The organism is Commensalibacter papalotli (ex Servin-Garciduenas et al. 2014) (assembly GCF_000527695.1).
GTDB lineage: Bacteria > Pseudomonadota > Alphaproteobacteria > Acetobacterales > Acetobacteraceae > Commensalibacter > Commensalibacter papalotli.
The window spans coordinates 1,235,624-1,258,493 of sequence record NZ_ATSX01000001.1 but is presented as its reverse complement, the minus strand read 5'-3'; the positions used below and the strand labels follow the sequence as shown (position 1 = coordinate 1,258,493).

The following is a 22,870-nucleotide window of genomic DNA, read 5'->3' as shown; positions in this document are numbered from 1 at the left end:
TTAAATTTATTAAAATTCAGTTTAAATTTATTAAAATTCAGTATATGAAAATTATATAATTTATTTAACCGGGGTGTCCTCTTTTATGGGGGCTGAGAATACACCCGTAGAACCTGATCTGGATCATGCCAGCGAAGGGAGAGGAAAAAATGACGTTTAAAGTCTCTTTATTATTACGTGTATCGTTTACTATCACTATTTTTTGTTCCCTGATAGATAAAGGATTGTCCATCGAGTCAACCTCTGTAGAGCAAACAGAAAATGATGGTGAGCATATTACAGTTACAGGGAAAATCCCAAGGTATCATACGGCTTATGGCTTTGCTGGGGATCAAGCTGGGGGTGGGTTGATGAAACCTGAAACTGCAAATAAAGCGGTTAGTAATATTTCCCAAAATTTTATTCAAATGCAGGCTCCAACATCCAATGTTTTTAACCTTTTAAGCATGTTGCCTGGGGCAAATGTTTCTAATTCTGACCCTTATGGAATATCTTCACAAAATGATATTACTGTGCGTGGGATGACGGGAAATTCAATTGGGTATGTGATGGAAGGGATGCCGCTCAATGACGCATCCGATGGATTTGGATATTTAAATCAATTTGTAGATAGTGAGAATTTACAAAATATTTCTTTGGCTCAAGGTTCTCCTGATTTGGATAGCCCAGTTTATAATGCGGCCGGTGGTGTTGTTAATTTAAAATTACGAGACCCTGCGGATAAATTTGGCGGGATGACGGAACTATCATATGGGTCACATAATACAAAGCGTGCCTTTATGCGTATTGATACAGGGGAAATCGGAAAAACAGGGATTAAGGGATTTATTTCTTATTCTTATACAGGTGCGAGCAATTGGCGTGGACCTGGATATGACCACAGAAACCATATTGATTTCAAGTTTATTAAAGAGTGGGGGAATGATAATCATATTTCGTTGCTTGGAGACTGGAATCATGCTCTGACGAGCAGTTATTACACGCCAACCAAATCTGAATGGATTACAGAAGGGGCAGGGAATGGCAATAATTATTCAGGAACATGGTATAAAGATCGCCTTGAGAATACAAATTATTGGAAATTATATCAGCAAACTTTTCAACAGGTTTATGTTGCAGCACCATCTCAATTTACATTGATGGATAAATTACAATTCAAAGTAACCCCTTATTTTCAATATGGATATGGCAATTCGCCTTATGGCTCCATCTTAAATGAAAATGGATTATGGCAAGGAAATCAACCTGTCGATGGCAAGGTGACTATTCCTGGGGCAGTCGATGGCTCTGCATTGGCAATGGGGGGGTGGTTTCAACGTACGTATCGTTCGGGATTTACACCGACACTTACTTATACTTTAAAGCATCATCAACTCTTATTAGGATATTGGTACGATTATGTTGATGATGTCGTAACACAACCTTTTACTGCAGTTTCTTCGAATGGGAGGCCTTGGGATTTATGGAGTGGCTCTAAAAATAATATTCATTTACCAGACGGTCAACAATTAGCGGCCGAAAATGATCATACGATTACGCAAACCAATGCAATTTTCTTGGGTGATCATATGAATTTTATGGATAATAAATTGTTTATTGATGCTGGGTTTAAGCAGGTTTTATTAAACCGCACGGGTTGGAATCAATTACCAGGCCCACAATATCGTACAGGACAGAATGTTTCCAAACCTTTGCCCAGAATTGGAATGCGGTATCAATTTACCAAAGAGCATCAAATTTTTGCCAGTGTAAATACGAATTTTGCAGTGCCTCATAAATCAAAATTATTTGATACTTATGATCCGAACTCAGGGGATCTTGCTCAATCGGGTACGAATAAATTAAAAACGGAATATTCTATCGAAGAAGAGTTAGGATATCGATATAATGGACCTCGGTTCTTAGGCAGTATTACGTTTTTTAATTATAATTATACAAATCGTATAATTTCAACAATTTTACGTCAAAATGGAGCATGGATTGGTTCCAGTATTAATGCTGGTGGGCAAACATCCCGTGGAGTGGATGCGGAAATTGGGTTAAAACCATGGCATCATTTCAGCCCTTATGTTTCTGGTGAATATTTATATACCAGAATGGATAATGATTTGCGTTCTTATGGAGATTTATTACCTACTAAAGGAAAGCAGGCTGTGCGTAGTCCTCCTTGGCAATTTGCGGTTGGGTTGACTTATGATAATGGTCATTTCTTTGCAAATGGGGATGTTAAAATGGTAGGCAAGCAATATGCTACCTTTATGAATGATGAATCTATGGGATCTTTCGCTACAGGAAATTTAGCATTTGGATATCGATTTGATAGTTATGGCTTTATGCAGCATCCCCAAATTAGAATGAATTTTATTAATATTACTGATCAAAAATATTTATCTGGGGTTTCAAGCCCAACGGGGAATGCCCATACAACCACAGGGAAATACGGAACATCCATTCCTGGCTCTTCGCCTTATTATAATATCGGTGGTGGGTTCGCAACGATGTTGACGATGACAACAGCTTTTTAAAAGAAATTTGATTTAAGATGAGTTTTATATAGTCTTTTTATTTTAATGGGTTTGTGAATTGTATGAATACTAAATTTAAATCAATTTCAAATATAATATATTTGTTTATTATTTTTTGGGTAATTGCATCTGCAAGCTTTTCAGGATCTATTTCTAAATGGGGTTTGGGAGAGAATGATGACAGATTTACTCCAGATGCAATTTTTAATAATACAGCACATAAACCGTTTATTTATAGACAGTTAGTCCCTCAAATTGCTGTACACATTGAAAATGTTATACCTGCAACATTGCAACAAGTTATTTTAAAGAGATTTAATCCTGCTGATTATTATGTTGCATCGCAAAAGATGAATCAAACACTGCATAAATTTGCATATTTGTTGATGTATATTGTTAGTTTCTTTTGTATTTTCTTCAGTTTGTATATTCTAAGATTAACTTTGATAAATTTGGGATGTAATAATATTATTGCTATTTTTGCTCCGACTATCATGGCATTATTTTTCCCTTATTTTCAAACTAACGGCGGGCATTATTATGATTATCCAGAAATTCTATTTATGGCAGCAGCTTTTTTATGCACAATTAAAGAAAAATATAGTTTATTAGTTGTTATCACAATATTAGCAACTTTAAATAAAGAGACGTATTTCTTTTTTATTATAGTTTTATTTCCAATAATGAAACATAAGCTTACGATGAAAAAGGCATTGTTTGGAATTTCAGGTTTGGTTATCTTATCTGGAATTTTTAATGTTATTTTAAAATATATGTATTTATCAAGTCCCGGTGGTGTTTTTGAATTTCATCTATATGATAATTGGGATTTGTTAACGCATTTTACAATATATCGTCAGCATGATTTGACTTATGGTATCCCAAACTTGTCCCGTGGTTCTGAACTTGTTTTATCTATGATATTCTTTGTAATGCTTTTTATAAGTACGTGGCAGACAATTCCTAATTTTATAAAAAATCATATTCGTTTGGCTTTGATTATTAATATCCCTTTATATTTTTTGTTTTGTTATGCTGGTGAGGTGCGGGATTTAAGCTTATTGTATGTTGGTATTGTTATTATGGTGGCATACCTCTTGGGACAATATATACCTCAGCAAAGTAATGTTAGAGGTGATAAATAACTAAATTTCTAGTTTTATAATTATCAATAAAAATAAATAAAATACGAGAAAAGATGAATAAAATACAATGTTTCTTAATTACTTTTATAGTATGTTTTGGGTGTGTGTTTGGTAGCTTTGCCAATGCTAATGACAAAGTGACTGTGATTTTGGATTGGTTTTTAAATGCGGGGCATCAATCGCTTTTGGCTGCACAATATAGTGGGGCGTTTGCAAGGCATGGGTTGGATGTGGAGTTAATTGCACCCGCTGATCCTGGAACACCTCCTCGGTTGGTTGCAGCAGGTCAGGCGGATTTGGCGATTTCTTATCCTATTCAGTTGGGAATGATGGTGGATAAACACATCCCTTTGGTGCAAGTAGGATCATTGTTAAATCAACCTTTGGATGTGTTGATTACCAAAGGTGATATTAAGTCTATTAAAGAGCTTAAAGGGAAAAAAATAGGCGTTGCTATTGCAGGAGATCAACAAGTTGTATTAGGAACGATGCTGACCAGTGCAGGATTATCTTTGTCGGATGTACAGCTGGTTACTGTTAATTTTCAATTAGAACAGGCTTTGATGACAGGGGCTGTGGATGCTGTGATCGGAGCAGGACGGAACTATGAATTGTTTGATTTACAACAGCGAAACGTGCCTGTTTCGTATTTTTATCCTGAAGATTACGGTGTGCCGACATATGATGAGCTTATTTTTGTAGCTCGTCCAGATAAAACCAAAGAACCTAAAATTGGCAGATTTATGCAGGCTTTGAAAGAAGGAAACGAGTATTTACAGGTTCATCCTGATGAAATATTAAACAAAGCAATCAAGGATCATCCTGAACTCAATACATCATTAAACAAAGCAGCATGGCAAGCAACTTTACCTTTGAACAGTAAAGAGCCAGGAAAGATAGACCAACCTAAAACTCAGAAATTTATTAATTTTATGGTAAGTAAAAATGTCATGCATCATGAATATCCTATATCAGACTATGCAGTGCAGACGGGTAGATAAATATTGTTATAAATAAAATATACTTAACAAATGTTATTTCTTGTTTAATTTAACATAAGCTTCACAAGATATTTGATGTTTGTGTAAATAACACCAATATTATAATTACCCACTGTATAGCATTGATTTGCAGCTTTTGTAGAGCATTTGACGGCTTCAAAGTAATCTTTCTTAATGCCGTCGCCTATTTTATACTTTAATCCAAGATTATATTGCGTAGATGAAATACTACTATTTTTTCGTTTCATCGGTGCAAAATTCAATGTATTTTTTACATCTCTTTTCACAATATAGACACTATCAATCCTTTTTTTACTAGGATTGAAATCAGCAGTCTTCGTTTAATGATGCTTATTTTTCCGACGGTAATATATATAGATACCCAGTATCATTAATATTAACCCAAAGGCAGCAGGAATATAAAAGATTAGTGCATCACTGTTGGTGAAATCAAAATCACTCCATCGAATAGAACAATATTGCCCACAGCCTGTACTCGCCATTCCGTGGGCAAATTCTACAAGAAAACTATAAAATATAAAACTGGCTATTATAATTAAGACACCAACAATAATGAGAATAATTTGGAGCATCAGTCAGGCTTTCAAAATAAAAACATGAGGTATTTATAGTGTGTTTGATATCTCATGGTTAGGGAAATTATTTCCTATTTTGTTCAATGTCTTTATAGGTATTGCAAGCTGTTTCTTGGCCTTCGTCACAAAGCGTTTTATATAATGATTTAGCTTTATTGGTATCCATAGGGACGCCTTGACCAAAGCAAGAAATATCTGCAAGATAATTTTTTGCAGTCATATTTTCTTGAGCAGCAGCCTTTTCAAACCATGTTTTTGCTTGGTTATAATCCTGTGTCATAGGCTTCACCCCAAAATAATACATACTGCCTATATTTGTTTGAGCATCTGTATACCCTTGTTTGGCGGCTTTTTCGATCCATTTTCTGCCTGTAATGGTATCTTGTTTTACTTTGTTACCATCTACAAGAAGAATCCCCCATTCATACTGAGCTTTGGCATCTCCTTGATTAGCCAATTTTTCGATAGATTAAATATCTTTCGAATGTGCTGATAAGGATATTATTGAACAAAGAAACATACCACAAAGGAGATAAGAAGAGAGTTTAAAAGACATAATTTATCCTATTTGAATAAAGTTCAGGTAAAATACTCTATCATATGATTTTCAAGCGGATATATGACTCTTTTAGAAAATGAGATTATTTTAATTATACTAAGTTTTTTTTCGGGTAGGCGTAATGACACAGACTAAACATAAAAAGATCAGAATAACACCTAACCATCCAAGTCCTGATAAATTTTCATTAATAATTGTAACCGCTAATAGAGCAGCGACAATTGGCTCAAACAAAGTAATAATAATAGCTGTGCTAGTGGCAATCCTGGCTAGTCCGAAGCCAAAGCAAATATAGCCTAAAAACATAGGGATTAAAGCCATATAAACTCCTACAGCGGCATTATTCCACGAGTTAAGAAATGCAGAGCCTGTTAAAAATAAAACAGGCATTAATAATAGTCCTCCAAGTCCAAAAATAGACCCCATAGCGGCCTTGGACTGAATGTGCTGCATCATTAGGTACCGAGCAATCCAAGAGTAAAGTGCATAAGTTAATCCCGCAAGAAGGGCAAGACCTATTCCTATGGTTATATTAGTATGTTCTGTGTTAACTGTGTGATGTCCTTGCCCAGCAAAGGATAATAAAGCAATACCTAAAATTCCTAAACTGGCTCCTATGATCCATTTAATTGAAAATCTTGCCTTTTCCATAATTGCTTCGATAATTGCGGATAATAAAGGGGCAGATCCAATAGAAATCACTGTGCCAATAGTCACCCCAGCCATACGCATAGATGCATAAAAAGCCAAAGGATAAATAGCAACAGATAGGCCGCCACACAGCACATATTGCCAATTTTTATATAAATTAAAGCGATATATATGAATAGATTTTATCGCAATAACTGTTTGTAATAACCCGCCAACACCCATAGCCATAGAGCCAATAGCAATCGGACTGACCTCTGGTGCAAAAGACGCACTGACCCCTGTGGTTCCCCATAAAACAGCTGCAATAATAACGGCAATAATGCCCAAGAATTGATTATTTCGAGGCATGAGATGAACTTATGATCAGAATAAGAATAAGAATAAGAATAAGAATAAGAATAAGAATAAGAATAAGATTAATATCATAGAGAATGGATGAAGATCAAACTATTAATATTTTATGTCATTAAGGGTATGATATGATATTTTTATTAGTGTTATGTATTAATTAATAAAGAATTAATTAAGGAGAATATTGGTGAAATTAAAATTGTTATTAATGGCTACGGCTTTGTTGTTGCCAATCAGTTCTGTGTATGCAGAAACAACAGATGAATATGTTGCTGGGCTAAAGAAAGAGGCATCAATTGGAAATACAGAAGCTCAGAAAGAGTTGGATAAATTTCAAGATCTAAGTAAAAAAGCAAATGCTGGCGATGCACAGGCTCAATATGATTTGGGAATGTTTTATAAAGGTAAAGCTGATCCATATTCGTACACATCAGACAGTTATTCAGAGCTTAAATTACAAGAATGGTTTGGAAAAGCAGCTCATCAAGGTAATGTTAATGCGCAGCAAGAACTTATAGCATATTATAAAAAAATAATATCAAGTAATGATTATAATTATAGTGAAAATGCAAGAAAAATAGTATCTGAAACGAAGAAAAAACTAGAAAATCTACTGTTGAGTCTAGTGAATAAAGGTGATACTAAGATACAATATGAGTTGGCTATGTATTATGCCTCAAATTCTGATGATGATAAAATAAGTGAAAAAGCAGGCCCATGGATGGTAAAAGCAGCTGATCAAGGTTTAGATGAAGCAATGAGTAAGCTTGGTCAATGGTATTTAAGAGGTGTTAATGGAGTTGATAAAAATTATAATAAAGCAAAAGCAATACTTCAAAAACTGGCTGATAAAGGAAATAATGAGGGTTTATTCTATTTAGCAAATTGTTATGAGAATGGACTTGGTGCTACCAAAGATAAACAGCAAGCGATAAAGTTATATGAACAGGCTGCTGATAATGGATATATAAATGCTGCAAATAGATTAGCTATTATTTTTCTTAATGATAAAGATACTGATAATTATATGAAATATTATAATAAAGTATGTTTTAAAGACCAACTAGCTTGTATGAAGTTAAAAACAGCATCAATGCAAAGTTGTAGCGGGGCAGATCCATATTGTATGTCTGTGTTCAAGAAGATAATGCCTGGTGAATTTTAGATAAAACAGAAAAAAGAGTGCCTGTTATAGACACTCTTTTCATATTATTAAACGCTATGATAGTAAGTCAATTTCGCCATTGCGCAAGAAACCAGACGGCTATCAAGACCACTGGCACGGCTGGTTAAAATAATTGGCGCTTTGGCACCAAGGACAATCCCAGCACTGTCAGCATGAGCAGGCTTATCACCAATAAAGCAAAGCGCTTTAAATAAAATGTTACCAGCTTCAAGATTGGGCGGAATAAGGATTTGGGCTTTACCAGTTACTGGCGTATCCAGCTTTTTCATCTCGGCAGCTTTGAGACTGACCGCATTATCCAAAGCCAAGGGACCATCTAAGATCCCGTTTGTAATTTGTCCACGGTCTGCCATTTTGCAAAGGGCAGCAGCCTCCAATGTTGATGGAATGTCAGGGTTAACCATTTCCACAGCAGATAAAAGGGCAACGCGTGGCACGCCATAACCTAATGCATGATGCAAATCAATAGCATTTTGCACAATATGCATTTTGGTAACAAGGTCAGGGAAGATATTTATCGCAGCATCAGAGATAATATATGGTGTTTCCCAATCTTGGCCATCCATTAAAAATGCATGAGTAATGCGTTTTCCAGTTCTTAACCCATTTTCTTTATTGACGACAGCTTTTAACATCACATCTGTATGCAAGCTGCCTTTCATTAATAATTGCGCTTTACCTTCACGAATTAACTGCACACTTGTAAAAGCAGCTTGAGTTTCACTTCTCGCATCAACAATTTCATAATCATCCAAAGAAACATTATGTTGAGCTGCAATGGCTTTGATTTCATCGCTTGGTCCAACAAAAATAGGGTTTAATAACCCCAGCTTATGAGCCTGTATTCCAGACTCAATCGCTGTAATTTCACAAGGATAACAAACCGCACATTTCGGAGCTTCTTTTTCTTGAGCTTTTTTAATAAGTCTTTCATGATGTGCAAACATAATGATTATTTTCCTTTTTTTTGATGTTGTAATTGCCCACCAAGTTTTGCCAAAGCTTCTTGCAAAGGGCCTTTGGGAAAATTGTCTATTTGAACAGGGACAAGGGGGCGAGTAGGTAAACTGGGTTTTTTGGGTAGAGATGCCAAGGCATTTCGATTAGACAAAAATTTAATATTTTTAACTATGGTACGGCCACAATATATATTAATTTTTTGGATAAGGTTAATGGTGATATATTGCATTTCTGCGGCAGTGGTGCTGGTACAAGCAATAGTTAAGGTCCCATTGGCAAGTCGATATGGAAAACTTAATTTTCCATAATGGTGACCGATAATATCACTCCAATCGGTCATTAATTGAGTATTAGAAATTATTTTTTGTTTAAAAATAGGGCGAGTTACCCGTTGAATGGTGCCAGCTATTTGATGCATATCATAACTTCGTTTTGCTGATTTATTTACAGGATAATCTGTACTATAATATTCATCCTGGCTACTCTGTTCTTCATTCATGGTTAAAGGCACCATTTCCTTATATGTCGACTCAAAACTCATATGCCACTTTGATTTTACATTGGTATGACCAACATCAACGCATTTTGCCATGGCGAGCAAAAACTGGAACAATACCAAATCCTTATCACGTATTGCTTAGCGAAATTATGTTGCAACAAACTCAGGTTGCAACCGTTATTCCTTACTTTAACAACTTTATCAAAAATTTTCCAACGCTTAATGATATGGCACACGCCCCACTAGATAAAATTATGGCCATGTGGACAGGGCTAGGGTATTATAGTCGAGCAAGAAACTTGCATCGTTGCGTGCAAGAAATCGTAAAACAAGGCGGTGCGGTTCCTAAGACACAAGAAGCACTCAAGGCTTTACCTGGTATTGGAGAATATACCTCTGCTGCGATTTTATCGATTGGTTATAATCAACCTTATGTTCCGATAGATGGGAATGTAGAGCGTATTACAGCAAGATTATTTGCTGTTCAAGAGCCCTTACCTTCATCAAAACCAGCTTTGGCAATGTTAGCGAAAACATTGAATAATCATGAAGAGGCCTTGGTCAGGCCAGGTGATTTTGCCCAAGGATTATTTGATATCGGAGCAACTATCTGTAAACCTAAAAATCCCTTATGTTTAATTTGTCCTTTGTCTGATGTATGTAAAGCTCATCAGGAAAAAATAGCAGATCTTTTGCCAAAAAAACAAAAAAAAGCAGAAAAACCAACAAAGTTTGGAGTTTCTTTATTTATTCAAAATAGTCAAGGACAGTTATTATTTCGCAAACGCCCAGAAAAAGGAGTTTTGGCAGGGACAATGGAGCTGCCAAGTACGATATGGTCAGAGCAATTTCCTTCTTTGGAACAAGCGATCATTGAGACGGATTGTAAAGGAGAATATAAAAAGCTTGGGGATATTAAACATGTCTTTACGCATTTTACTTTAAAAATCCGACTATATGCTCTTGTTGGCCATCCTGATTTTATAACGCAAGATCAAAAAAATATATGGCTTGATTTAAAAGAGTTGCATCATTATCCTTGTTCTACTTTAATGAGAAAAATGATTGCCTATAGCGTTAAAACCTAATCCGATGAGCAAGCAGGAAAAAATCATGAATAATGTTGAGTGTAATTCTTCTAAAATAGGTGTGCTGTTGGTTAATTTGGGAACACCAGAAGGCACAGACTATTGGTCTATTCGTCGATATTTATCTCAGTTTTTATCGGATAAACGCGTCATAGAGTTGTCCTCTTTTTTATGGCAGCCTATTTTGCAAGGGTTTGTTTTAACTTTTCGCCCTCGACGTTTGGGACGTTCTTATAGCCGTATTTGGGATAAAAAATATAATAAAAGCCCACTAGCGGTAATTACCCAAAGCCAAGCAGAAGCTTTGCAGATTGATTTGAACAAGCAAAATATATGCATCGAATGGGCAATGCGCTATGGTAAGCCTTCTATTGAACAAAAAATAGAATTTTTACAACAACAGGGCTGTGATCGTATTCTGTTAATGCCTCTATATCCTCAATATAGTGCCACAACAACGGCTACGGTTAATGATGAGGCTTTTCGGGTATTGATGAAAAAGCGTATTCAGCCTGCATTACGAACTTTATATTCCTTTGCAGATCATCCTGATTATATCCATGCCTTACACCAAACGATTCAAACCCATTTAGATAAATTATCAACACCACCAGATCGTATTCTTTTATCTTTTCACGGATTGCCAATTCGTTACGTCAACGCTGGTGATCCCTATGAACAAGAATGCCAGAAAACAGCAGTTGCATTGCGAAAAAAGATGGGCAAAAGCAAAGAATATATGCCTTTGGTATATCAATCGCGTTTTGGGCCAGATAAATGGTTAGGGCCGAATATTGCCGATGTTATTAAAGAGTATCCCAAACAAAATATTCGTAATATAGCGGTGATCGCACCCGGGTTTATGGCCGATTGCCTTGAAACAAAAGAAGAGATTGATCATGAATACCGTGAAACTTTCCTCGGGGAAGGAGGAGAGGGATTTACTTATATTCCTTGTCTTAATGATCATCCTTTGGCTTTAGAGTTATTAAAAAAAATAATTAACCAAGAAATACAAGGTTGGATTTAATAAAAATTATAGAAAAAGTTTATAAATCCTATAATTATTTTATTTAAGTTGAAATGTTAAAAAATGAGAATGATTGTGAATAAAAAATATTATCTATTAACTATATTATTATTTAGCACACTTTCAGTGCCTGTTTGTGCAAAAGCTAAACCAAAAGCATCTACTACTACTTCTAACACGGCATTAGATACAAATAATAATCCTTCTTCTGATACTCAGGATGGTGCTATTTCTCTTCCTAAAATTGATCAAATTAGTTTTTCAGGAAATACGATTATTTTATCTCAAATATTACAAAAAGCAATTCCATTAAAGAAAAATGATATTGCCAATCAATATGTGATTATGGATTCAATGGTTAAGATTGCACAACTTTACAAAGAAAAAAATATCAGAGTCACAATTACACCTGTTTTAGAGAAAACTTCGATAAACTCTCGTAATATTCAATTTGAAATCCATGAACTGCCAATGAATGAAAAATAAGGTTAGAGTCCATTAAACTCATCCGTGTCTCTTTGAATAGCATCGTTCATTTTATTGGTTTCTTTTTGTGTTGATCCTATAATTTTCATTAATAAAAATAAAAAAAAATATGAACAAATTGTCAGTATAATCATTGATCCAAAAATACCCATGATTTATTTTTCCTTTTCGATTTTCTCTTATTATACTCAGAAATAGTAGTTTTGTGAATGTCTTATATATATTTAATAATTGCCATCATTATTGAGATAGGTGCTACGAGCAGTTTAAAAGCTTCTGATGGTTTTACCAATTGGCTTTATACAACTATTTCTTTGATAGGATATGGTGTTTCTTTCTATTGTTTGTCAATGGCTCTGCGTGAAATACCTGTGGGGATTGCTTATGCTGTATGGTCGGGGATAGGAACTGTTGGTATTTGTTTATTAGCATGGCTTATATTCAAGCAAAATTTATCTTTAATTTCAATAGTTGGTATTGCATTAATTGTTGTTGGCGTGGTTATCGTTAATATAGGAAGTGCAGGACACAGTTGATAATATACCCCTCTTGTAAAAGAGGGGATAAAAATATTAACGATTAGGAGGTGCCATAAATTCAGGGGAAATAGGGTTTTTGATATGTTTAGCCAATATTTCATCAATTGTTTTTAAATCATTAGCAGATAAAGACCATCCTAATGCATCGCGTATACCTTCAATTTGTTCTGGTTTTCTAGCACCCCATAAAGGTATATTACCTTGATATTGATCTAATACCCAGCGTACCGCCAAAGCTAATAATGTTTTATTATGCGTATCTTTTGCAAATTGAGTTAATTCTTCTGTCGCTGCTAAATAATTGTCAAAAACAGAAGTAGAAAATTTTGGATCAGTTTTGCGCAAATCATCTCCTTGAAAGACGCGATCTTTGATCATTTTACCACTTAAGAGACCTCGACAAAGAGGGCCGTAACATAGCACAGCTAAAGAATGCTCTTTGGCATAGGGCAACACATCATTTTCAATTTCTCTTTCAAAAAGATTATAGGGAGGTTGAATAGCAGATAGTTGGGTAAAATGTTGAATAGATTTCATTTGTTCTACAGAAAAATTACTAACACCCACCGCTTTGATTTTACCTTCTTGACGAAGTTTTTCAAGTTCCATGGCGGTCTCTTCAATTGATGTTTTATCATCAGGCCAATGGATTTGATAAAGGTCAATATAATCTGTTTTTAAACGGCGGAGGGAATCTTCAATCTCTTTACGAATTCGCTCTGGCCTTGCATCACGAAAAATTTTTTCTTTATCGTCAGTCCAATTCAAAGCAGCTTTTGTGGCAATGACGATTTTTTCTCGTTTTCCTTTTAAAGCCTGGCCCACGATTTCTTCAGAATGACCAAAACCATAAATAGGGGCTGTATCAATTAAATTAATACCGTTATCAATTGCTTTATGTATGGTTTTAATAGCATTTCCATCATCTGGGCCACCCCATTGCCACCCACCGATTGCCCACGTTCCTAAAGCAATACGTAATACAGATGTATCAATCCCTGAAATTTTAAGAGTATCTTTTGAATTTTTAGACATAGTATCTCCTTGAAATAAGAATATAACTATTAGCTTGTTATAATTTCCAATCCGTATACCAAGCATTATTATTTAAGTACATAATAATATTATGATTATATTTAAACATTATAAGAAAATTATTTTTAGATCTAAAATTTTAAATTTTTTCAAAAAGGTTATTATCGCAATACTTAACATGAATATGTTAACGATAACCCATATTAAGCGCAACCCCATCAAATTGTAAAAATTAAGGGAGGAGATATTAGTAAATGAATATGGACAATAAGAAGAACGGTTTATAGTCTCATTTATATGAGATAAAATTGTTGGTATAGATACTAATAAATCAACTGATGATGTTACAGGTTATTTGAATAATTCTGCTATTACAAAGTTGAAAAAGAGCAAGAAATGATATGTATGCAAATATATTATTACCTATTGATTTGGTAATAGAAAAGGTAACAATAAAGCAACTTACGAAAGCAATTAGAAAGCACATTTCTGGCGATAAATATAAGACCACAGATATTGCCCCCATTGACCTTCGGTATTCATTTTACCAAATTTGTAAAATATTTGGGATAGCTTAAAAATATTATGATCCTTAATAGAATTATTTTCATAAGGATCATAAGTGATTATTATTTTAAGTGATTATTAGTTTAATTGAGTAGTATTATCTTTTTTTAAATATTCTCTTAAAAAATGCAAGCCGACAATTGCAAAACAAATAGCAGAAACCATAAAGGCATGTTGCATGGAATGTAAATGGTCAGAAACAAATCCTTGAATAGCAGGGACAACAGCACCACCAACAATTGACATTACCGTAATAGCACCAGCGATCTCGATGTATTTTTTATCAACAACTTCTAGGTTGTTAGCAAAAATAGTAGGCCAACAAGGTCCCATTAATGCACTGGTTATGATGGCTGCATAAACCGCAGAAAAATTGGTTGAGAATGAGACATAGACTAGCAAAATCGTACCAATAATAGAATAAATAAATAAGACTATTTTTGGATTAAATTTCGTCATAAAGATGTTTGCGACGAATTTACCAATAAAGAAACAAGCAAAACTATAAAGCATAAAGTTGGTTGCAGCCCTTTCGTTTTCTGCTCCTAATACCAGAGCTAGACGAATGGTAAAAGACCAAACAGCAGTTTGCATTCCTACATAGACAAATTGAGCAATAATACCGTTTCTAAAGCTTTTATTTCTAATTAAATAAGAGAGTGTTTCACCGAAAGAAACTTTTTCAACCGTGTTATTCTCAGTACTAACTGGTTTACATCTGGGATAAGGGGTAAGAATAAACAATACTAAGACAATAGCTAGAACGATAATAATATATTTATAAGGAAGCAGAGTATATTGTAAATGTTCTAATTGAAAAGCTCTGAGTTGATCACCTGAAAGTTTGCTAGCTTGCGAGTGTAGGCTGGCGCCTTCTTGGAAAATAAGATATTTTCCCATTAAGACACCGGTAATTGCACCAAAAGGTTGGAAATTTTGGCTGATATTTAATCTTAACGTTGCATATTTTTTTGGGCCTAACATTGAACTATATGTATTTGAAGCCGTTTCAAGGAAACTAAGACCAAAAGCCATCGCTAAAATAGCGGCTAGAAACATCGTATAGGTTGCCATAGTTGAGGCAGGAAAAAATAAAGAACAACCAATAACATAAACGGCTAGTCCAATAATAATACCAGCTTTGTAATTGGTTTTTTTAATAATTAACGATGCAGGAATAGCAATTAAAAAATAGCCACCATAAAATGCACTTTGAACCAAAGCACTCGCAAAGTCGCTTAAATTAAAAATGGTTTTAAATTGTGTAATCAGAATATCATTTAGACTAACTGGAACGCCCCATAAGGCAAATAAACAAGAAAGCAAAATAAATTGAAAAATTGGAGTTTTGTTTAAATAACCGTCTGGAAGTTGTTCAACAGATGATTTTGTAGTCATGACACTTCCTTTATAATGATAAAATTATAGAGGCTTTGTATTAAAGCCTTGTTTCTATACTAATCAAAAAAAAAAAAGTGAAAGCATTTATTTGTATAAAGAAAGTGTTTTATTCAGTTGAGTATTATTTATGCAACGAGTCATTGCTAATCTAAAGGAGGAAGCTTTTCTTCATCTTTTAACTTAGGGGTGCTGGCATCCATAATTGCTAAGATAGCAGCTGTTAATGGAGAGGCTAAAATTAATCCTGGCATACCAAGAATGGTGCCAAAGACTGTTTGAGAAAGAATAGTAATTCCTGGAGGCATACGCACAGCGTGATTCTGCACTAAAGGAGAGATAAAATTTCCTTCTAAAAACTGAATAACACAATAAAGAATTAACACAAGAACAGCTTCTTGTCTTCCTTGGGATAATCCAATTAATACAGCTGGAACAGCTCCGATGATTGCTCCAATATAAGGGATAAAATTAGCAAGCCCTGCAACAACCCCTAATGCCAAAGCCAAAGGTACACCAATAATACTAAGACCTATAAAAGAACATGTACCAACAACCAACATAACAATAGATTGTCCTGCCGTCCATGACCATAATGTATGCCCGCCAATTAATAATAATTTACGCATTTTAGGGCGTTGTTGGCTGGGAAAAAGGCGTAGCAACCCGTTTCCATATAACGTAGGAGAGGCTGCAAAATATAGCCCAGCAATAAAGATAACAAAGACAGTTCCTATTACCCCAAAGACAGAGGTTATAAAACCAGTCATTGATCCTGCTATTCTTGAACTCAGCGAAGCACCAGACGAACGATGTCCACCAACAGAGTTTGGTAAGTAATCCATAATCATATTACCAAGTGGACTTGTATGTAATTGATCGCGTAAACTGCCAACTTGTGTCGTAATAGCATGTCTTAATTTAATAATTTGTTCGCTGATTTGAGGGCCACTTGTTAACATTAACGCCACAAAAGCACTAATGATTGCAATAATAACAATAGTTAAAGCAACCCAATATGGTATTCGTGTATATTTACGTAAAATAGTTGCCAAACCTTTTAAGATGATTGCCATCAATGTCGCCGCAAAGACAATCATTAATAAATCACCAATTAGCCAAATAGCAAGAATCGCAACCGCAGCAATGACTACATTCTGGATTAAAGAAAAAAATCTTTCTTGTTGCGTTGGTTCAGTTGGAGTGGACATTATGGGAAGCATTTGCAATTCAATTTTTTAAAAATAATTATGAATAAATAAGTTGTTTTGTTCTATCATGCAGTGATTATAAAGATAATACAATAGGGGAATAATAGTGATCAAGATAAAGAGTCTGTTTCCATTGTATGTTTGTATTCATTTAAGATTTCTTCTGTTGGTCCATCAGCAATAATTTGACCAGCTTTTAACCAGATAATTCGATTGCACCATTCCTTCAAAATAGGCAAAGAATGGGTAGTTAAAACAACAATCTCAGCTTTATTTACTATACTAACTAATCTTTTTTTTGCTTTTTCTTGAAAGTTACTGTCCCCTGCCATAAACCATTCATCCATTAACAAAATATTTGGAATGACAGAGGTAGAAAGACCAAAGCCAAGGCGCATGGTCATACCTGAAGAGTAAATCTTGATAGGGAGCTCCATAAACTCGTTAAGTTCAGCAAATTCTTCAACATCTTTTTCAAGTGTTTGAATTTGTTTATTGGATAACCCCATTCTTTTACCTCTAAGGTAAATATTCTCTCTACCTGAAAGTAATGGGTTCATCCCAGCATTGGTGCTGAGTAAGGCTTCTATTGAACCACGGCTGGAAATGTGACCAGAATTAGGTTCATAAATTCCTGTGATTGCACGTAATAATGTTGATTTCCCTGCACCATTATGCCCAATTAATCCAACTCTTTCTCCTGATTGAATAGAGAGATTAATATCGCGTAATGCCTGAATAACGATATCATTATTACCAGTAGTTGCAATTTCAGCACCTGTGCGTTGGTGTTGTTTTTGTTGTCCAGATATTATTTTGCCTGCTTTAGAGAATAAGGCTTTTTTAAGAGAGCGACTTTCTAATTGAAATAAAGGAAAATCAATAGAAAGATGCTCTAACTTTATAAAACTGGCTGGGTTAAATTCATTCATTATGTAAACTTGGTAAAACCCTAAATTGAATCAAGCTTTGAAACTGCATTTTTAATCATATCGACATTTAATGTAACCCAATCAAGATCAAAAAAACTATATTGAAGTCGATTAGAAGATGCGATTAAATATGGCCAAGCTGGCAAATAGTTCGTTCTGTTTAAAGAACGTGTAAATTCAATAATCTCTGTGTCATTTTGACAGAATAGAAGGTTGATTAGTTCTGGCCTATGCGGAGAAATGATTAATTCTGCTTGTGAGAAAAGAGAGATTTGACTATCCCAATCCATTGTGCTCAGATCAACAGATGGAATATCTAGATCTTTCAATGCCTGTTGAATCAAAGCTGTATCTTTATCTTCTAAGATTGGCATCATATTTTGATCTTGATTGATAAAGAAGCGTGCAGGCAAGTCTTTATTATATTTGATATTTTTATTTAAATGAGAAAAGGATGCTTTAGCATCGTTAAAATTAAAGTAAGAATGTGGTAAATAGTTGTTAGGCCAAAAATATGAGAGTTTTTTTGCTTTATAAATACCATTTTTTAATTTTGTTACACGTTGTTCTAATCCTGTTTCGATCAAAGATTTATCATATACTTCTTTAGAGATAGGATTAGGTATTGAAGTATTTTCACGATATTCAGGAATAACTATTTTCATGTGTTTAGGTGTATATTGATTGGCTAAATATGCTTTGGATAAGCAATATCCCATCCAATGATTGTATCGCATCCATTGAGCGTCAAATGCAAGAAAGACTTCGTCCAACAACTCAACATCTTGTAAATCTGGCAGTTCTTTGGATAAAAATTGAGGATCTTGGCAATAATACATGCTTTCTGTAATGACATGAAAATCATCAGTAACAATAATACCATCAGTTTTATCTTGAACGATAAAATAAACATTTTCTAAATTACAGAAAAACAACATTCCTGCTGGAATTTCATTCAAAGAATCCAGTGGTTTTTCACTCTTAGGATCAATTCCTTGAGCCAGTCTTGTCATTTGCTGATTAGGCATTGTTTCAACAGGTTTAAGGCGTGGTCGAGGAGAGGTAGAAACAGAGCTTTTTAAGACACCAGGTGGGCGAAAAGAGAATGTTGAGTATTGGCCTTTGATTTTCATATTATTAACACCTTAATTTTTTATTCAAACAATAATTACAGAAACAAAAAATGTCTATATAGTTGAGTATCCTAATTTGTTGATTATATCCAAAAAGCTAAGCGACCTCTAGCCCTTATAAAAACATATCCAGCAGCAATCCATATAATAATACTATATCCAATCGCATAAGCCCATACTCTCAAATCTAATGTTTGGCCTAACAAGGGGGCTCTAACAACATCTATAATAGGATATAAAGGATTATAGACAAGGTACGTAATATGATGTTTAAGTTGCGAAGGTAACCAAATAATAGGGGTTACATAGAAAATAACTTGAATAAAACTATTAATAATTTGTGGAATATCACGATAACGAGCACAAATACAACCCAGCAATAAACATATTGCTAATCCATCAACAAGCCACAGTGCGAAACCAGGAATACTTAATAAAGCGTTCCATCCAGGATGGATATTAAATACATAAAATACTATGGCTGGAATAACCAAATTAAAACTTAGAATGATTGCATTTCGGGTAATAGTGCGAAGGGCCTGTAGAAAAAATGGTAGTTTTATAGAGTGGATTGTATCATTGGCTTGTAAAAAACATTGACATCCATCTGATAGCGTTGTTGAAATTCCGTGTTGCCAAAGAACGGTAGATAAGGCAATAAAAGGCAAATACTCATGTAAATCCATTTTAAATAATGAACTATAGATAATTCCCATTGTTGCGATCATTGCGGCTGAGGTGGATGTAATCCATAAAGGCCCTAAAGCAGATCCCTTATACCTTAATTTAATATCAAACCATCCGAGAGAGAACGCTAATCTCCATAATTTAAAGCCCTCTATAACATCAATAAGAGCCTGATAGTATCGTGAGTTCATGGTACTATTATTTATTTTTGTAAGTAATGTCATTGAGGGTTAAATGGCAATTCAATAAAAAGGAAAGAAGTTTAAGAGTTAAAGATCTTAAAATAAGTAAGCTAACTATAATAGATCCTTGGTTAATAAACAATCGATATATAAAAGCTTTTAAACCATATAATTTAAAATTTCAATTTTTTGTTACGCTTAGTTACGGGCTTATTTTATCTGCATTTATTTAGAGGGCAAGTACTTGCAAAAAATGTCAATACCTTGTAGATATTAAATAATATTTCAAAAGACTTATTATGATTCTTTTTTAAAAAGGAATAAATAAAATTTAGAAATATATACAAAAACGATAGGCGCACAAATTTATTTTATATTAAGAATAACAACTTGATAATAAAATAAATATTTTTAAGGTAGAGGCATTATGGCGCAGTTTAAAAGCAAATTGTTAAATTCTTCATTTGTTTGGTGTCAACATAATATGATCAGCAAATTATTTACAAAGTCATCTACTGCTTTAATCCTTCGTCTAGGAAGTGTTAGCAGCTTGGCTGCTTTGGTTGCTGCATGCTCCTCTACACCACGCCCACAACAAGTTCCAATTGCACAAGAAGTTGCTAATTATAAAGCGCGCGCCCGTTCTTATTATGCGCCTCCTGGTCCAGCAAGTGATCCTTGGGGGCCGTACATCAAAGAAGCTTCCACGCGATTTGATGTTCCTGAAGCTTGGATACGTGCGGTTATGAAACAAGAATCGGGAGGAAATTCATTTGCTACTTCTGGTCCTGGGGCTATGGGGTTGATGCAATTAATGCCGCCGACTTATGATGAGTTAAAAGTTGCCTATAATCTTGGGGATGATGCTTATGATCCTCATGATAATATTGCAGCAGGTGCAGCTTATATTCGCCAGATGTATGATATTTATGGATCCCCAGGGTTCTTAGCTGCATATAATGGTGGGCCAGGGCGTCTTGATGATTTCTTAACGAGAAATAGAACGCTGCCTCTAGAGACACGTCGTTACGTAGCCTCTATTGGACCAAGAATTCAAGGATTTAATCCCAACCGTCGCTCTCAAGCTGATTTATTAGTTGAAAATCACGGTTCCGGTGCTGGCATTGATCCTAATTTATACGCATCAGCAGTCCAACCCTCTTCACATCGCAATAGGGCATTATCTCCTCAGGCGAGTTCTGTACAACAAGCATGGGCTGGTCGTATGGGGGGGGGTGGCCAATCTGCCGCTGATAATTTAAATGTAGCCAGTTTAAATCGAGTCGATACTGCAACTACTGAAAGTTTAAACGGTCAAAGTTTAGGGAGTGCTGGGCGCAATGTAAATACGGCTTATGCTCAGCAAAAACGGCGTAAAGCGACAACTGGGTATCCAACTCAGTGGAAAAGTTTCGATCGTCAGCCTAGTAATACAACTGTCGCACAAACTGAAACACGTCAAGATATAAAATCTGCTTGGGCTTCTAGAGGATATAAGGCTTCTCCTGCGCCTGTTGCTAACGAAGCGCCAATTATTATAGCCTCAGCTCAACAACCAGTTCAAGTTGCGTCTGCACCTATTGGAAATAGCAGTCGTTACTATCAACCCGTATCCTATCGTGTTCCTTCGAATACTAAGAAAGCAGTAAAAATAAGCAATGTTTCTGCTGCTGGTGGATGGGGTATTCAAGTTGGTGCTTTTGCGTCTTCGTCTCAAGCTCAAAGTGCTGCAGGGCAAGCGAAAAATAAAGCATCTTTGCATGTGGGTTCTCAACAAGTGCAAGCTGTTACAGTTGGGAAGAATAAACTTTATCGTGCAAGGGTTACCGGTTTAAGTAAAGATGCAGCACAAAATGCATGTCAAAAATTATCATCTTGTATGTTACTTTCACCTTCGAAAATTTAAAAATAAAATGTTGTATTCTCAAAAATGTTTTTTATAAGTTTTTCATAATTTTGTAAGATTGCGTTACAGCGGATAAAATCTATTTTAGCTGAGAATTTATATTGCAGTCTTTAGGGCTGCTTTTCTCACTTAAAATGATATAAATATTCATTATAAAAACATTATATTGAATATCCACGTTAGCTGCGATATTTTGAAATATCTTCATAGAAGAGAGATCAGGTCACTCTACTTAGTCTTTTCTACTATATGTTCTAATCATAAATTTTATATTGGATTTAATATATTAACTCGTGTGTGAAACCTGGATAATATAGGTAAATGAGCTTTAAATTAATTGGTAATATATCAAATAATTAAACGACAAACCATTAACCAAAATTTATATTACAAAGTTGTTTTATATTTAAGGAATTACCATAATTACAAAGATATAAAATAGGTAAGGGGAAAGCTAAATCCCTTTATTGTGGTGGTGAGGTAGAGAAGGTTAAAACCATATTAATATATGTAAAAAAGGGCAAAGGCCCTTTAGATTAATTAGTAAAAAGTAAAAAGATCTTCTTTAGATAAACGGGATTTTGGTAATTTAGCGTAAATGTCATCATCTGCGCGATATCCCAAAGTTATAACAACTAGGCTCATATATCCTTGCTCCGCAAGATTAAATTCTATATCCAAAGCCTTACTATCAAACCCTTCGATTGGAGTAGCATCAATTCCTAATGCAGCAGCACCCAATAGTAGATTACCTAATGCAATGTAACATTGTTTTGCCATCCAGTTTTGCGCATTTTGTTCAACACTATTATGCAATTCAATAAAACCCATATATTGGTTAACCATTTGTTCTACTTTTTCAAGAGATTCAACGCGTCCATCTAAATGAGCTTTTTTAATTGTTTTAGTTAAATAATTACGATCTATACTGGTTTTAGAACAAATCACCACACTATGAGAAGCATTAATAACTTTGTCATAGTTAAAGATGAAATTTCCTGAACTCATTGATGAAGCAATGCGTTTTTTACCTGTTGGTGTCCCTGTTAAGATAAAATGATAAGGTTGAGAATTTATAGAAGTGGGCGAATATTGTAACAGTTCAATAAGTAGCTCAATTTGCTCTTCTGGTATTTTTTTATTTGGATTATATTTTTTTGTTGCGTAACGTTGATGAATGATTTGTTTTAAATCCATATTTCC

21 protein-coding genes and 1 riboswitch are annotated in these 22,870 nt (G+C 34.6%); of the genes, 9 read left to right on the top strand and 12 right to left on the bottom strand.

Annotated elements, in window-relative coordinates:
* Window positions 1-59 precede the first annotated feature (59 nt).
* Window positions 60-157: riboswitch (TPP riboswitch) on the top strand.
* The 3 genes from COMX_RS05675 (at window position 150) to COMX_RS05665 (ending at window position 4,671) form a co-directional block, all read left to right on the top strand.
* The gene (locus COMX_RS05675; protein ID WP_051461903.1) at window positions 150-2,525 is read left to right on the top strand and encodes a TonB-dependent receptor; all 2,376 of its coding nucleotides are present in this window, start codon (window positions 150-152) and stop codon (window positions 2,523-2,525) included. It overlaps the preceding riboswitch by 8 nt.
* A gap of 62 nt (window positions 2,526-2,587) precedes the next feature.
* The gene (locus tag COMX_RS05670; RefSeq protein WP_034337989.1) at window positions 2,588-3,670 is read left to right on the top strand and encodes a hypothetical protein; all 1,083 of its coding nucleotides are present in this window, start codon (window positions 2,588-2,590) and stop codon (window positions 3,668-3,670) included.
* Between the two features lie 53 nt (window positions 3,671-3,723).
* Entirely contained in the window at window positions 3,724-4,671 is a 948-nt protein-coding gene (locus COMX_RS05665) for an ABC transporter substrate-binding protein (protein WP_051461902.1), read from the top strand.
* 341 nt (window positions 4,672-5,012) lie between these two features.
* Here COMX_RS05665 and COMX_RS05655 read toward each other — a convergent pair whose 3' ends face one another.
* The 3 genes from COMX_RS05655 to COMX_RS05645 all read right to left on the bottom strand — a co-directional run bounded on the left by COMX_RS05655 (window position 5,013) and on the right by COMX_RS05645 (window position 6,825).
* A complete protein-coding gene (locus COMX_RS05655) occupies window positions 5,013-5,264 on the bottom strand; it encodes an LPXTG cell wall anchor domain-containing protein (RefSeq protein ID WP_034337982.1) in 252 nt (83 codons plus the stop codon).
* A 67-nt stretch (window positions 5,265-5,331) separates the two neighbouring features.
* Window positions 5,332-5,724, bottom strand: coding sequence for a tetratricopeptide repeat protein (locus COMX_RS05650; RefSeq protein WP_051461901.1), 393 nt, complete (start codon window positions 5,722-5,724; stop codon window positions 5,332-5,334).
* Between the two features lie 198 nt (window positions 5,725-5,922).
* The gene (locus COMX_RS05645; protein WP_034337979.1) at window positions 5,923-6,825 is read right to left on the bottom strand and encodes a DMT family transporter; all 903 of its coding nucleotides are present in this window, start codon (window positions 6,823-6,825) and stop codon (window positions 5,923-5,925) included.
* 190 nt (window positions 6,826-7,015) lie between these two features.
* Here COMX_RS05645 and COMX_RS05640 point away from each other — a divergent pair, with 190 nt between their 5' ends.
* Complete coding sequence (locus COMX_RS05640) at window positions 7,016-7,993, top strand: tetratricopeptide repeat protein (protein WP_034337976.1); 978 nt, start codon at window positions 7,016-7,018, stop codon at window positions 7,991-7,993.
* Window positions 7,994-8,040: 47 nt separating this feature from the next.
* On the opposite strand, the gene COMX_RS05635 is transcribed toward COMX_RS05640, so the two are convergent.
* Window positions 8,041-8,961, bottom strand: a complete 921-nt coding sequence (locus COMX_RS05635; RefSeq protein ID WP_034337973.1) for a bifunctional enoyl-CoA hydratase/phosphate acetyltransferase — start codon at window positions 8,959-8,961, stop codon at window positions 8,041-8,043.
* Between the two features lie 5 nt (window positions 8,962-8,966).
* Complete coding sequence (locus COMX_RS05630) at window positions 8,967-9,473, bottom strand: DUF721 domain-containing protein (protein WP_161631851.1); 507 nt, start codon at window positions 9,471-9,473, stop codon at window positions 8,967-8,969.
* 23 nt (window positions 9,474-9,496) lie between these two features.
* Between COMX_RS05630 and mutY the strand changes: the two genes are divergently transcribed.
* The 4 genes from mutY to COMX_RS05610 all read left to right on the top strand — a co-directional run bounded on the left by mutY (window position 9,497) and on the right by COMX_RS05610 (window position 12,613).
* Window positions 9,497-10,561 carry an A/G-specific adenine glycosylase gene (mutY, locus tag COMX_RS05625; protein WP_034337971.1) on the top strand — a complete coding sequence of 355 codons (1,065 nt, stop codon included), beginning with the start codon at window positions 9,497-9,499 and terminating at the stop codon, window positions 10,559-10,561.
* Window positions 10,562-10,586: 25 nt separating this feature from the next.
* Window positions 10,587-11,591: a ferrochelatase gene (gene hemH / locus COMX_RS05620; RefSeq protein ID WP_034337968.1), complete on the top strand. Its 1,005-nt coding sequence runs from the start codon at window positions 10,587-10,589 to the stop codon at window positions 11,589-11,591.
* Window positions 11,592-11,666: 75 nt separating this feature from the next.
* Entirely contained in the window at window positions 11,667-12,077 is a 411-nt protein-coding gene (locus tag COMX_RS05615; RefSeq protein WP_034337965.1) for a POTRA domain-containing protein, read from the top strand.
* 209 nt (window positions 12,078-12,286) lie between these two features.
* Window positions 12,287-12,613 carry a DMT family transporter gene (locus COMX_RS05610; protein ID WP_034337962.1) on the top strand — a complete coding sequence of 109 codons (327 nt, stop codon included), beginning with the start codon at window positions 12,287-12,289 and terminating at the stop codon, window positions 12,611-12,613.
* Between the two features lie 36 nt (window positions 12,614-12,649).
* Here COMX_RS05610 and COMX_RS05605 read toward each other — a convergent pair whose 3' ends face one another.
* The 6 genes from COMX_RS05605 to COMX_RS05580 form a co-directional block, all read right to left on the bottom strand.
* On the bottom strand, window positions 12,650-13,651 hold the full coding sequence (locus COMX_RS05605) for an aldo/keto reductase (RefSeq protein WP_034337959.1): 1,002 nt from the start codon (window positions 13,649-13,651) through the stop codon (window positions 12,650-12,652).
* A gap of 645 nt (window positions 13,652-14,296) precedes the next feature.
* The gene (gene fucP, locus COMX_RS05600; RefSeq protein WP_034337957.1) at window positions 14,297-15,616 is read right to left on the bottom strand and encodes an L-fucose:H+ symporter permease; all 1,320 of its coding nucleotides are present in this window, start codon (window positions 15,614-15,616) and stop codon (window positions 14,297-14,299) included.
* A 146-nt stretch (window positions 15,617-15,762) separates the two neighbouring features.
* The gene (locus COMX_RS05595; RefSeq protein WP_235176771.1) at window positions 15,763-16,827 is read right to left on the bottom strand and encodes an AI-2E family transporter; all 1,065 of its coding nucleotides are present in this window, start codon (window positions 16,825-16,827) and stop codon (window positions 15,763-15,765) included.
* 110 nt (window positions 16,828-16,937) lie between these two features.
* A complete protein-coding gene (locus COMX_RS05590) occupies window positions 16,938-17,759 on the bottom strand; it encodes an ABC transporter ATP-binding protein (RefSeq protein WP_034337951.1) in 822 nt (273 codons plus the stop codon).
* Between the two features lie 20 nt (window positions 17,760-17,779).
* Complete coding sequence (locus COMX_RS05585) at window positions 17,780-18,892, bottom strand: glycosyltransferase 61 family protein (protein ID WP_034337948.1); 1,113 nt, start codon at window positions 18,890-18,892, stop codon at window positions 17,780-17,782.
* A gap of 83 nt (window positions 18,893-18,975) precedes the next feature.
* Entirely contained in the window at window positions 18,976-19,770 is a 795-nt protein-coding gene (locus tag COMX_RS05580; protein WP_235176769.1) for an ABC transporter permease, read from the bottom strand.
* Window positions 19,771-20,245: 475 nt separating this feature from the next.
* On the opposite strand from COMX_RS05580, the gene COMX_RS05570 reads away from it, so the two are divergent.
* Window positions 20,246-21,667, top strand: a complete 1,422-nt coding sequence (locus COMX_RS05570) for a lytic transglycosylase domain-containing protein (protein WP_034339068.1) — start codon at window positions 20,246-20,248, stop codon at window positions 21,665-21,667.
* A 540-nt stretch (window positions 21,668-22,207) separates the two neighbouring features.
* Here the strand turns inward: COMX_RS05570 and nfsB are convergent.
* Window positions 22,208-22,864 (bottom strand): oxygen-insensitive NAD(P)H nitroreductase, encoded by a 657-nt coding sequence (nfsB, locus tag COMX_RS05565; protein WP_034337941.1) that lies wholly within the window; start codon window positions 22,862-22,864, stop codon window positions 22,208-22,210.
* Window positions 22,865-22,870: the final 6 nt, after the last annotated feature.